Source organism: Xanthobacter oligotrophicus (genome assembly GCF_008364685.1).
Classification (GTDB): Bacteria; Pseudomonadota; Alphaproteobacteria; order Rhizobiales; family Xanthobacteraceae; genus Xanthobacter; species Xanthobacter oligotrophicus.
In genome coordinates, this window is record NZ_VTTL01000014.1 from 1 (window position 1) to 12,563 (window position 12,563).

Consider the following 12,563-nt stretch of genomic DNA (forward strand, 5'->3'; position numbering starts at 1 on the left):
ATAGCGCTGTCTCTGGTCGCGGCTACGCTGCGCGATCCGCTCCGTCACCTCCCCCACGCGGGCATTGAGGGGGGCGGAGGGGGCAGTGGTGGACGGGGTTTCGGCGGACATTGGCGGTCTCCTCCCGGAGGGCATCCGCCAATCGTGTGGCGGCTCTTCCGGCAATTGGTCTCTTATGGTCGGCTCTTATACGCGCATCTTGCGACCATCTGTTGGCGCGAGCCAGCTTTTGGCGCGACCCTGCCGGGCGATGCCGGTAGGGGAACCCGTCAACACAGAGTTGTCAGTCGTCGCCGGACCAGGTGCGGCCGTCGCGCTCGATGAGGGCGATGGCGGCGGCGGGACCCCAGGTTCCGGCGGTATAGGGCTTGGGCGGCTCGCGGGAGGCGCGCCACGCGTCGAGGATCGGGTCCACCCAGCGCCAGGCCGCCTCCACCTCGTCGCGGCGCATGAACAGGGTCTGGTTGCCGCGCACCACGTCCATGAGCAGGCGCTCGTAAGCGTCGGGATTGCGCACGCCGAACACGCTGGCGAAGCTCATGTCGAGCGGCACATGCTCAAGCCGCATGCCGCCGGGACCGGGATCCTTGATCATCAGCCACAGCTTCACGCCCTCCTCCGGCTGGAGCCGCAGCACCAGCACGTTAGCCCGCAGCGTACCGGCGGAGGCGTCGAACACCGAATGGGGCACCGGGCGGAAGGTGATGACGATCTCCGACACCCGCGAGGCCAGCCTCTTGCCGGTGCGCAGGTAGAACGGCACGCCGGACCAGCGCCAGTTGCCGATTTCCGCCTTCAAGGCCACGAAGGTCTCGGTCTCGGACGTGGAAGAGCCCAGTTCCTCCAGATAGCCCGGCACCGCCCCGCCCGCCGAGGCGCCGGCGCGATACTGGCCGCGCACGGTGGACTGGGCGGCATTGGCCTCGGTGATGGGCAGGAGGGCTTTCAGCACCTTCAGCTTCTCGTCGCGCACCGCATCCGCGTCCAGCGACACCGGAGGTTCCATGGCAACGAGGCAGAGCAGCTGGAGAATGTGGTTCTGCACCATGTCGCGCAGTGCGCCGGCGGTATCGTAGTAACCGGCGCGGCCGGCGGTGCCGATGTCTTCCGCGACCGTGATTTGCACATGGTCGACGTGGGCATTGTTCCACACCGGCTCGAACAGGGTGTTGGCGAACCTGAGCGCCATCAGGTTCTGCACCGTCTCCTTGCCGAGATAATGATCGATGCGGTAGACGTTGCGCTCCTCGAATACCTCGCCGATGGCCTTGTTGAGGGCGACGGCGCTCTCCAGGCTCTTGCCTAGCGGCTTCTCCACCACCACCCGCGCGCCATCGACGGCGATGCCGTGGGCGCCGAGGCGGGTGCAGATGGGGCCGAACAGGGCCGGCCCGGTGGCGAGATAGAACACCCGGATCATGTCCGTATGGGCGGCGATGAGGGCCGCAAGCTCCGGCCATCCGCCCTCGCCTTCGGCCTCCACCGGCACATAGGTGAGGCGGGCAAGGAAGCGGGCCACGTCCGCATCCTCCAGATCGCCGGCCGGCACATATTCGGTGATGGCGGCGCGGGCGAAGGCGACGAACGCCTCCGGCGTCATCTGCTGGCGCGAGGCACCGACGATGGCGGCGCGCTCGGGCAATTGGCCGGCCCGGTCGCGCTGGTAGAGCGCGGGCAGAAGCTTGCGGCGGGCAAGGTCCCCGGTGGCGCCGAACACCGTGAGGACGAAGGGTTGCACCGGAATGACGCGACTCGACATCACAAATTCGCCTTGCAGTGAGGCCCGCCAGGCCGGAACTGCGGGTCCGACGCCTGGGTGGCGGCACGAGCCGGGGAGGCTCGGCGAGATTTATGCGGCTGACCCCGCCTGCGTCAATTAATAACTTCATATGATTTATATATTGGCGTCGAATCGCATGGGAATCGGCCGCGCCGGAACGTGGGCACAGCCGGCCTCTGGGCTGCGGCAACCGCCGCGATCAGATGATACCGCCGTTGGCCCGCAGGGTCTGGCCGTTGATCCAGGCGCCGTCCGGCCCCACCAGGAAGCCGACGGCGGCAGCGATATCCTCGGGCTGGCCGAGACGTTCCAGCGGCGCGAGCCTGGCGAGGCGGTCCACCACCTCCTGCGGCTTGCCGTCGAGAAACAGCCGCGTCGCCGTGGGCCCCGGCGCGATGGCGTTGACCGTAATGCTGCGGCCGCGCAGCTCCTTGGCGAGGATGCTGGTCATGGCCTCCACGGCAGCCTTAGTGGCGGCGTAAACGCCGTACGTGGGCTGCAGCAGGCCGACCACGCTGGACGAGAAGTTCACGATCCGCCCGCCATCGCGCAGCCGCCGCGCCGCTTCGCGCAGGGTGTTGAAGGTGCCCTTCAGGTTGACCGCAATATGGCGGTCGAACAGCGCATCGTCGCTGTCGGCGATGGGCGCGAGGGCCATGATGCCGGCCGTGTTGATCAGCACGTCGACGCCGCCAAAGGCGGTTTCCGCGCTGTCGAACATGCGGCGCACGGAATCTGCATTGGAAACATCGGCCTGGGCGGTGAGGGCATGGCCGCCCGCCGCCACGATTTTCGCCACCAGGGCGTCGGCCGGCGCGGTCTTGCCCGCATAGTTCACCACCACGGTGAAGCCGTCGCGCGCGAGGCGCTCGGCCACCGCCGCACCGATGCCGCCCGCGGCTCCGGTCACGATCGCAACCTTGCTGGTGTGAGAGGTCATGGTCTTCGCTCCTGTGCCGACCGCCGGTGTGGCGGCGCGTTGGTGGAGACAATGCCCATTTCCCTGCACCAGATAATCACCCATGATCCGGCATCATTATTCGAGACTGCGAACAATGGATCGTTTCGATGCCATGCGGGTCTTCACCCGGATTGTCGAACGCCGGAGCTTCACCCAGGCGGCCGAGGATCTCGGCCTGCCGCGCTCCTCGGTCACCGACGCGGTGAAGGGACTGGAGGCGCGGCTGGGGGTGCGGCTGCTGCAGCGGACCACGCGGCATGTCAGCCCGACTTTGGATGGCGAGGCCTATTACCAGCGCTGCGTCAGCCTGCTCGCCGACCTCGAGGATGCCGAGGGCGCCTTCGTCGGCGCCAGGCCCTCGGGCCTCATCCGCATGGATGTCCACGGCACCCAGGCGCGGCATTTCCTGCTGCCCGGCCTGCCGCGCTTCCTCGCCGCCTATCCCGGCATCCGGCTGCACATGAGCGAGACCCACCAACCGCTGGACCTGATCCGCGAGGGCTTCGACTGCATCCTGCGCGCCGGCGAACTCGCCGACAGCCCGTTGATCCGGCGGCGCCTGGCGACCCTTGAGCGGGGTACCTTCGCGAGCCCCGGTTATCTCCGGCGCTTCGGCACGCCGCGCACGCCGGAGGAGCTTGAAGGGCACGAGATGGTCGGCCTCCTGGCCACCGATACCGCCAAGATCTCGCCCCTGCTGTTCACGGTGGCTGGAAAAGTGCGACAGCTGACGTTGCCCGCCCCGCTCACGGTGACAGGGCCCGAGACCAACGTGGCCGCCGCCTGCCTCGGCATCGGACTGATCCAGGTGCCGCGCTACCGCGTCGCCGCAGAGCTTGCGGGCGGCGCCCTGGTGGAGGTCCTCGCGGACTTCCCGCCCGCCGCCCTGCCGGTCCATGTGCTGTATTCGCACACCCGCCAGCTCTCGCCGCGGCTGCGCGTGCTCATCGACTGGATGGCCGCCCAGTTCAGGGAACGGGCCGGGCCGGCGCTCTGACACCACCCGCGCAAGGGAGAACACTCTCGATCGGCATCAGCCGCCAGGCCACCGGTCCCGGGGCACGCGCGGCGACGGCCAGAATATGGTCCGGGCCAAGGTCGCATTGGTGGAGGTGCCAGTAGCCGGCAGCCCCGAACTGCCCGGCCAGATGGGCGACAACCGGGGCCCCATCGCCGGCGGGGCCTTCCCCGGCGAGGCGGAAGGACACGTCGTTGCGCGGCAGCGACAGGCCCAGGCCCACCGCCTTGGCGAAGGCCTCGCGCAGGGTCCAGTAGGCGAACGCCTTGCGCCGGGCGACCCCGCCGGAGGCGGCGAGGTCCGCGACCTCCGCATCGGCCATGACCATGGCCATGGCCTCCAGCGGAACCTCGCGGGCATGCGCCTCCACATCGACGCCCACCAGCGACGCGCCGGCGATGGCGATGGCAACGGCCTCCCCGGAGTGCGACAGGCTGAACCCCGGCGCGGCCTGAAAGGGGCCGGCGAGGAAAGGCTTGCCATAGGCATCGCGGGTGAAGGCGAGATCGAGCGGACCAACCCCCATGGCGCGGCCGAGCGCCAGACGCATCACCGCATGGGCCAGAAGAAACATGTCGCGGTCGCGGGGGAAGGCGAAGGCCTGGCGACGGGCTTCCTCCTCCGGGCTGAGGCAGGCCATCAGGCGCGGGCGCACATCCTCCTGCGCCAGCACGCGGGTGAAGCCGTGCAGAACCAGCACCTCGCCGGGCGCAGGCCCGTGGCCGGACGCTCCGTCCTCAAGCCCCATCGCGATCTCTCCCCACGCGCGCCGGCCGTGCCTTACGACACCGAGCGGATGAAGGCGATGATCGCCTGCTGGGCGGGCGCGTCCCACAGCAGCGGCGCATGGCCCTGCTCCGCCACCTCATGGATCACGAGGCCCGGATGGCGGGCCGCCATGTCCGCCACCGTCTTGGCCGAGAGCACGTCCGACAGCGCGCCGCGCACCACCATGGCCGGGACTTGCGCGAGGGCATCGAAGCCGGGCCACAGGTCCGGCAGGGGCTTGCCGGGGTCGATGGCCTTGAACGCCTCGCCCAAGGCCGGATCATAGGAGAGGCACGGCTTGCCGCCGGCATCGCCATGAATCTGGCGGGCGAAGCGTTCCCACTCCGCATCGCTCAGGGCCGGGAACATGAAGCCCTGTGTCGCCTTCAGGTCAGCGACGGCCTCCGGCCAGCTCGCCCGCAGCGGCGCGCCCACATAGCTGCCGATGCGCAGGATGCCGGCCACTTCCACCACCGGACCGATGTCGTTGAAGATGGCGCCGGCGAACAGGTCGGGTCGCAGGATGGCCAGCACGAACATGACGAGGCCGCCGCGCGAGGTGCCGGCCAGCACCGCCCGGGAGATGCCCAGCACGGCGAGGCCGGCGAGGATGTCCTGCGCCTCCTGGATGGGCGTGTAGGTGGTGTAGGGCGCATGGCCCGAGCCGCCGCGCCCGCGATAATCGAACGCCACCACGCGGGTGGGATGGGAAACATCGGCCACCAGCGCCTGCGCCAGGGCCTCATAGTCCCGCGAATTGCGGGTGAGGCCGGACAGAAGCACCACCGGCAAGGGCGCGGCAGGATCGCCCCATTCGCGCCCGAACAGGGCGACGCCGTCCGCGCTCGGATAGGCGAAGAAGCGGGCCGGGGCCGCGCTTGTCTGTTCCTCGAAGGCCTGTTCCCCGCCGCCCTGTTTCCCGTCTGGCTGGTCCATGCTTCCCCCTTCCGGCCGTCCATTGCCGGCATCCCTTGACGCCGGCTCCCCTCAGCGGCTGCCGCCGGGCTGCGAACCGCTCCGGCACCGCCGTGAAGCTCCCGTCACGAGACGGGAGCGGCGGGCGCCTTCACGGCGGCGGCGGGATCGTTCCAGCCGTGGGCGTTGAGCCAGTCCACCGTGGTGTCCAGCACCACATTGGTCTCCGGCGCATCCCACGCCGGCCCGGTGAACACCGGCGGATCGACGCGCTGGAAGCGCGAGCCCAGAAGCTGGGCACACTGGGCGCTGGTGGCGGCGGCGCCCGCCTGCAGGAACAGGTCCACCAGCACCAGCGGGTTGAACGGATCCAGCAGCCACTGGCGATAGCCCCAGTCGGCGCTGCCCTCGGAGAGGCCGGGCGTCAGATAACGGGACTGACCGGCGAGGTTGCGCGGCGTTCCGATGGACAGCAGGGCGATGTCCTCCAGCGCCTTCTGCTGGCCCAGCGCGCCGGTGATCGCCGTCAGCGCCGGATTGTTGGAGGCGACCGCCCCGTCCACATAGGCCGGACCAGTCTGCGCCCCGCTCTGGTAGATGGGATATTGCAGCGGCATGGCCATGGTGCGCAGCACCACGTCCGCGATCAACTCCACCCGGCCGAGATCGCCGGGAAAATTGGAGAAGGTGCGCGGCAGCCAGCTGCGCTGCCCGTCGGAAAGGGCATTGTCGAGCTGCACCGTGTTGACCAGCACCGGCCGCTTCACGTCGGCGAGGATGGCGCCGGCGCCGAACACCTCGTCGCAGAACGCCTTGATGCGCCCGGTGGTCATGGCGGCATTGTTGCCCAGCACGGTGCCGGCGATGGACCACGGCGTCTGGCTTTCGCGCACCTCGTCATCGAAGCGCAGCACCGCCTCGAAGGCCAGCACCGGATCGTCGAACCACGCCATCAGCAGGGCGTTGACGGCGCCGTTCGAGGTGCCGGCGAACAGGTCGATCTGGCGCAGGACGCTGAAGCCGAGCACCTCGGCCCGGCGCTCCAGCGTCGAGAGGAACACGCCGGCCTTGCCGCCGTTGCCGCCGTCCAAAGACAGGATGCGATACGTCATACCCCTTCTCCCTTTCGTGCTCCGGCCTCACCATCGAGAAACGGCTTCAAGCGGGCGGCAAGTGCCGCTGCCCCCTCGGGATCGAGAATGATCGACATGTGGTTGCCCGGAAGATCCACGCGCACCACACCGCCGGCAACATGGGTCCGCAACTCCGCCTCCAGCGGATCGTCCGCCCCTTGCGAGGAACCCGCGCGGAACAGCACCGCGCCTGCGGCGATGCGGGAGGGACAATAGCGGTATCCCATCGTCGTGTTGAGATTGAAGATGCGCAGGGAGCGCCCGACCCCCGTCCAGAAGGCACGGTCGAGCCTGAGGTCGCGGAAGCTGGCCGGCAGGCTCAGCCCGATGAGGCGCGCGAGGGCCGCAAGGTCGCCATAGGAGCGCGGCAGGCGCACCTGCGTCACGAACGTGCCCATGCGCCACAGCGCCTTCACATGGCGCAGGGGATCGCGCGAGCGCACGAAATTCTCGGTTTCCATCACCGCGCAGTCGAGGAAGGCCAGCGTCGCCACGCATTCGCCGCCCTCTTCCAGCAGCCGCGCCATCTCGAACACCACCGGCCCGCCGGAGGACCATGCGGCAACGTGGTAGGGCCCCGCGGGCTGGCGCAGCCGCATGGCCTCCACATAAAGCCGCGCCATCTCCTCCACGGTGGACAAGGGCGGCGTATCGTCGATCAGCCCCGGCGCCTGGAAGCCGTAGAGCGGCTGGTCGCGGCCAAGGTGATCGGCGAGGAACAGGTAGCACCACGGGCTGCCGCCTGCGGGATGGACGCAGAACAGGGGCGGCCGCCCGCCTTCCGGCTGCACCGGCACCAGGCAATCCGGCAGCGGCCGGCGATCCGCCTCAGCGGACGCGTTGGCGGCGATCCAGCGGGCCATGCCGCGCAGGGTGGGGGCCTCGAACAGGATGCGCAGGGGCAGGTCCATCCCGAACGCCTCGCGGACCCGGTGGACAAGGCCGGCCGCCACCAGCGAATGGCCACCGGAGGTGAAGAAATTGTCGTCCGGGGCAATGGCAGGGCGCTTCAGCAGCGCACTCCAGATGGTGGCCAGCTGCGCCTCCACCCCGTCCTGTCCACCCTCGACGGCCAGCGCGGTTCCGTCATGGCGCGACAGGGCTTCGGTGTCGAGGGTGCCGTCCGCCGACCGGGGCAAGGCATCGAGCACGCGCAGCGGGCACGGGATCGGCGTGCCGAAGCGGTCGGCCACATCGTCGTTCGCGGGCGCCGTCGGGACGGCGCCGGGGCGCGGCACCACGAAGCCCGCCAACCCGTGCAGCGGCCGAACCGGCTGGCGCACTCGTGGGCGGACAAAAGGCGAGGCACCGTCGAGGCCGATGGACAGCGGTGAAGTCCCCAGCGCCAGCGCCGCCTCAAAGCTGGCGAGAGCGTCCTCCACCGGCAGGGTGCGGAAGCCGCGCGCGGCGGCAAATTCCGCCGCGCCGCTGTCGCCGCCCGCCGGCGCGCTCATGCCGAGGTCTTGCCAGCGGCTCCAGTGGAGGCAGAGCACGCGTGTTCCTTCCCCCGCCATCCCCGCGAGCGCGGCATTGGCGGCGGCATAGGCCCCCGCCTCGGCACCGCCGAAGATGGCATTCACCGACGACCACAGCACGACGAACCCGCCGGGCCGGCGCCCCATGGCCTCAACCACCACCCGCGCGCCCACCGCCTTCGGCGCGAAGGCCGCCGCCAGCCCCTCGGCCGTCTCCTGCGCCAGCGCTCCGGCCGGGGCGATGCCGGCGAGGTGGAAGGCGCCATCGAGGGGGCCACCGAAGCGCGCCTCCGCCTCGACGACGGCGGCTTCCAGCGCGTCGGCGTCGGTGACATCCACGGCGCGGGTGAGCAGGTCCGGGCTATCCCGTTCGCCACCCGCAGCGGAGCGCCCGACGACGAGGAGCTTGGCCCGGCAGCGCGCCGCCAGATGTTTCACCAGCGCTCGCCCGATGCCGCCGGTACCGCCGGTGACGAGATAGCGCCCGCCGGTCTTCAGCCGGAGTGCGGGATCGCGGGGCGAGCGGCTTGGGTCCACCGCCTCCAGCCGGGGCACGAAGCGGCCGGCGGGCCGCAGCGCAACCTCGGCCTCGCCATCGGGCGCGCGGATCTCGGGGGCCAGCCGGGCCATCAGGTCGGGGGCGGCATCCAGTCCGCCGACATCGATCTGCCGGCAAGAGAGGCCGGGCATCTCCTGCGCGGCGGTGCGCAGCAGGCCGCGCAGGGCGGCGCGGGCGGGGTCGATCCCCTCCCCGCTCCCGGCCCCGCCGCGCGTCACCAGCGTGAGCGTCACCGGCCGCCCCTCCCGCCCCATCTGCTGGAGCAAAGCGAAGGTGGCCGCCAGTTCGGAGCCGGCCCGCGTCCGGAACGCATCCAGCGTCTCGCCGGCGGGAGCAGGAACAAGCGGGCGCAGGTCCACTACCATGTCCGCCCGCGCGCCGTGCTCGGCACCGGCCTCGCCAAGAGCCGCCGGAACAGCTCCGCACGCCTCGGCACCCGCCGACACCACCGGCACCCCCTCCCGTTCCAGCGCCTGCACCAGCGCGGCGGCGAGCGCATCCGGCCCGCCCAGAAGCACCACGCCGCGTGGCGGCGCCGGCTCCGCATCCAGTTCGCGCCGCACCCAGGCTTCCGCATGGAACCACGCCGGCACGGTGCGCGCGCCCGCGCCCTGCGCCAGTTGCGCCATGAGACCCGCGCGCAGCTGCATGCGCTGGATCTTGCCGCTGGTGGTCTTGGGAAAATCCGGCTGGGGGATTGCCGTCACATGCGCCGGGGCGATACCGAGCCGGCCCGTCACCGCCGCGCGGATGGCATCGGCCACCGCCGGTGCGTCCGCCTCCGGCCGGGGGGAGAAGAACAGGGCCAGCGCCTCGCTGCCGGTGGCGGCATCCGGCACGGCGCAGGCCGCCGCGAAAGTGGGCTGGACGCCGTCCACCGCATTCACCAGATCCTCGATCTCGTAGCAGTAGAAATTGGCGCCGTTGACGATGATCAGCTCTTTCTCGCGGCCGGTGAGGGCGAGGTTGCCGTCGCGGATGAAGCCGAGGTCGCCGCTGTTAAACCAGCCGTCGCCCACGAAGGCCTCGGCGTTGGCGGCGGCGTTGCGCAGATAGCCGGGGGTGATCACGCCGCCCTTGATCTGGAACCGCCCGATGACGCCCTCCGGCACCAGCGCGCCGGCGCTGTCCACGATGCGGATGGCCACCCCCGGCACCGGCGGGCCGAGCCTGATGAAGCTCACCGCCTCGGGCACGTCCGCCGCAACCGGCCGCAACCGGCCGCCGAGGGAGCCCTTGTGGATCCAGTGCACCGAGCGGGCGGGGTCAAAGCCGGTCTCGTAGGTCATGCAGGTGCAGGCCTCGGCCATGCCGAAGGCCGGCTGCATCACCTCCGGCCGGATGCCGAAGGGCGCCGCGAGGGCGAGGAATTCGGCGATCACCGGCAGTGTCGCCTGCTCCCCCGCATTCATGAGGGTCCGCACATGACCGAGCGCGAAGCGGCGGCCGGGGTCTTGCCGCAGTGCGTCCGACACCAGCTTGAAGCCGAAATTCGGCGACCAGCTGCGGGTCACGCGGTGGCGGTCCATCAGGTCGAGCCACAGCAGCGGATCGGTCAGCACCGCCGCCGTCTCCACCTGGATCTGGGCGCACCCCAGATACACGTCGCGCAGGTGCCAGGTCAGCATGGGCACCACATGGTCCATGGGCAGCCAGTTCAGCGCCACGTCGTCGGCACCGTAGCCGTTAACGCGCACCGTGGCATGGATGTGCGCCACCACCCCGCCATGGGTGATCTGGATGCATTTCGGCGTGCCGGTGCTGCCGGAGCTGAGCTGGAGGAACAGCACGTCCTCCGGCGCCCCCGCATGCACCGTTTCGAGGGGCGCGTGGTCCGTGAGTTGTTCCAGCGCCAGCACATGGGGCGCGGCATCGGCAAAGCGCGCCAGCCCCGCAAGCGGCGCCGCTAGGGCGGCCGGCGCCAGCACCACCGGGCGCCCCAGCAATTCCCAGGCATTGATAAGCTTGGCCACCAGCGCGGTGCGTTCCGCGAAGGTGGCGCTCACCGCCACCGTCACCGGCTGCACCCCGGCCAGCACGCAACCCCAGAAGGTCGGCAGGTGCGCCCGCAGGTCCGGCACCTGCAGGATGGCGGTGTCGCCGGGCTCAAGCCCCGCCGCCCTGAGCCCGCCGGCGATGCGCCGCGCCTCCTCGAACAGCGCTACATAAGTCAGCTGCCGGGAAGGTCCCGAGCCGTGGAACAGGATGCCCTTGTCGCCGGCCCGCTCCGCCGTGCGCAGCAGGGCGTCGGTGAGGGTGCGGGGAGCGTCGGCCGGCAAGTCCAGAGGTCCGCCATCCGCCAGCGCCCACGGGCCTTCGGGGGCGGGCGGCGACTCTGGCAGGGCAGTCGCGGAGGGCGGGAGCAGCGCCACCGGCGGCAGCGTGACGAATGCCGGCTCCGGCGCCAGCGTATGCACCACCACGGCGGCTTCCGCGATACCGTCCATATGTTCCAGCCGCTGGCGCCACAGCGCGGCGGCAAAGGCATCGGGCACCGGCAGGCGGGCCAGCGCCGCGTCGTCCACCGCCCCGGCCTCGGTGAGCGGCAGGGCCGCCACGGCAACGAAGGCCGCCGGCCGCTGCCACAGCGGCAGCACGCTGGCAGAATAAGGCGCCCATGCCTCCGGCGTCGCATGGCCCTGCGGCGCGATGTAAGCAACGAGGCGGGGTGCGCCCGCCGTATCCACCCGTTCCAGAACCCGGCATTCGGCGATGCCGGCCTGCCCGCGCAGCTCCGCCTCGATGGCGGCGAGGCTGAAGCGCAGGCCGCCCGCCTCCACGCGACGCCCGCCATCGAGCCGGCGCTCGAAGCGGCCATCGGCGCGCTGCCGTGCCCGCGCGCCCGGCATCACCTCCGGCAGTCCCGGCGCGGGGGTCACCGCGAGATTGCCCACACCGCCCAGCGGCACCGGCTGACCATGGCGATCGAGGATGCGCAGGGGCGCACCCGTCAGCGGCGCACCCTCGCCCACCGGCTGCGCCAGCACCGGGCCGCCGGCTTCGGCGACCTGCCACAGGGTGAAGGTATCGGCCCCCGCCGGGCCGGCGATACCGGGGGGCGGATCGCCGTCGAGGAACAGCAGCCGCAGCGCGGTTTCGTCCAGCAGCGGCAGGGCGGCGGCCGGCAGCAGCGCGCACGTTGCTCCCGTGGCGTGCGCAAGCGCCGCCAGCGCGGCCGGCTCACGCTCCACCGGCGCCAGCGCCACCTTCGCGCCAACCGTCAGCGGCCAGAACAGGCTGGTGACGGCCGATATATCGTGGAGGGAGGCAGCGCAGAGGCTGACATCGCCAGCCCCGAGCCGGAACGCCTGCCGCAGCCACGCCAACCGCTCCGCCACCGCCCGCTCCGGCACGGCGAGGAGCGCCCGTTCCGGCGCGATCAGGGCAAAGGCGGATGTGTCGGCGGAGGCGGTACCAGCCTTTGCAAGATCTCCCGCTGCGAGACCTTCCGCCGCGAGACTTGCCTCAACCAGACTTGCCTCTGTGCCCCCCTCCTGCGTCAGCACGAACCGGGCCGATGCCCGCAAGCGGTCGAGCCGCGCCGGCGCATCCTCCGGTTCCAGCGGCAGGAAAGCGCAGCCGGCCTTCAGGATGCCGATGAGGCCGGCGACAAGCGCGGGGCCGCGCGCAAGGGCGAGCCCCACCCCATTCCCCGGCCTTGCGCCGCACGCACGCAGGGCCTGCTCCCACTCCGTCGCGCGGGCGTTCAGTTCGCTATAGGTCAGCCCGTCGCTGCCATCGGACACCGCCGGGGCGTCGGGAGTCAGCCCCGCCTGGCGCTCGAACAGCGCCACGAAGCCCTCGGCCCGGGCGACGGCACGGCCTTTCCCTTCCGCCATCAGCCGCGCCAGCAAAGCGCGCTTCTGGGCGGCGGAAAGGCCGGTGCCGGCCCCAGCGGGGCCATCGTCCCGGGCGATGCTCATGCGGCCTGCCTCATGGCGCCTGTCTCATAAA

The 12,563-nt window shown here is 71.0% G+C and carries 7 protein-coding genes; 1 reads left to right on the forward strand and 6 read right to left on the reverse strand.

Annotated elements, in window-relative coordinates; translation table 11 throughout:
• Window positions 1-283 precede the first annotated feature (283 nt).
• Together zwf and FZ033_RS21335 are read right to left on the reverse strand one after the other, a co-directional pair.
• Window positions 284-1,759, reverse strand: coding sequence for a glucose-6-phosphate dehydrogenase (gene zwf, locus FZ033_RS21330; protein ID WP_149578083.1), 1,476 nt, complete (start codon window positions 1,757-1,759; stop codon window positions 284-286).
• A gap of 220 nt (window positions 1,760-1,979) precedes the next feature.
• Window positions 1,980-2,720 (reverse strand): SDR family oxidoreductase, encoded by a 741-nt coding sequence (locus tag FZ033_RS21335; RefSeq protein ID WP_149578084.1) that lies wholly within the window; start codon window positions 2,718-2,720, stop codon window positions 1,980-1,982.
• 115 nt (window positions 2,721-2,835) lie between these two features.
• Between FZ033_RS21335 and FZ033_RS21340 the strand changes: the two genes are divergently transcribed.
• Window positions 2,836-3,738, forward strand: coding sequence for a LysR family transcriptional regulator (locus FZ033_RS21340; RefSeq protein WP_149578085.1), 903 nt, complete (start codon window positions 2,836-2,838; stop codon window positions 3,736-3,738).
• On the opposite strand, the gene FZ033_RS21345 is transcribed toward FZ033_RS21340, so the two are convergent.
• The 4 genes from FZ033_RS21345 to FZ033_RS21360 form a co-directional block, all read right to left on the reverse strand.
• Window positions 3,710-4,507 carry a 4'-phosphopantetheinyl transferase family protein gene (locus FZ033_RS21345; RefSeq protein WP_149578086.1) on the reverse strand — a complete coding sequence of 266 codons (798 nt, stop codon included), beginning with the start codon at window positions 4,505-4,507 and terminating at the stop codon, window positions 3,710-3,712. The two genes, FZ033_RS21340 and FZ033_RS21345, sit on opposite strands and share 29 nt — an antisense overlap.
• Window positions 4,508-4,539: 32 nt before the next feature.
• Window positions 4,540-5,463, reverse strand: a complete 924-nt coding sequence (locus FZ033_RS21350; RefSeq protein WP_149578087.1) for an alpha/beta fold hydrolase — start codon at window positions 5,461-5,463, stop codon at window positions 4,540-4,542.
• Between the two features lie 104 nt (window positions 5,464-5,567).
• Complete coding sequence (locus tag FZ033_RS21355) at window positions 5,568-6,554, reverse strand: patatin-like phospholipase family protein (RefSeq protein ID WP_149578088.1); 987 nt, start codon at window positions 6,552-6,554, stop codon at window positions 5,568-5,570.
• Entirely contained in the window at window positions 6,551-12,532 is a 5,982-nt protein-coding gene (locus FZ033_RS21360; RefSeq protein WP_149578089.1) for an SDR family NAD(P)-dependent oxidoreductase, read from the reverse strand. The genes FZ033_RS21355 and FZ033_RS21360 overlap by 4 nt, the downstream gene beginning before the upstream one ends.
• Window positions 12,533-12,563: the final 31 nt, after the last annotated feature.

Excerpts from the sequence above, each read along its gene's own strand:
- zwf (WP_149578083.1), bottom strand. The coding sequence starts at position 1,759 with ATGTCGAGTCGCGTCATTCCGGTGCAACCCTTCGTCCTCACGGTGTTC.
- FZ033_RS21335 (WP_149578084.1), bottom strand. The coding sequence starts at position 2,720 with ATGACCTCTCACACCAGCAAGGTTGCGATCGTGACCGGAGCCGCGGGC.
- FZ033_RS21340 (WP_149578085.1), top strand. The coding sequence starts at position 2,836 with ATGGATCGTTTCGATGCCATGCGGGTCTTCACCCGGATTGTCGAACGC.
- FZ033_RS21345 (WP_149578086.1), bottom strand. The coding sequence starts at position 4,507 with ATGGGGCTTGAGGACGGAGCGTCCGGCCACGGGCCTGCGCCCGGCGAG.
- FZ033_RS21350 (WP_149578087.1), bottom strand. The coding sequence starts at position 5,463 with ATGGACCAGCCAGACGGGAAACAGGGCGGCGGGGAACAGGCCTTCGAG.
- FZ033_RS21355 (WP_149578088.1), bottom strand. The coding sequence starts at position 6,554 with ATGACGTATCGCATCCTGTCTTTGGACGGCGGCAACGGCGGCAAGGCC.
- FZ033_RS21360 (WP_149578089.1), bottom strand. The coding sequence starts at position 12,532 with ATGAGCATCGCCCGGGACGATGGCCCCGCTGGGGCCGGCACCGGCCTT.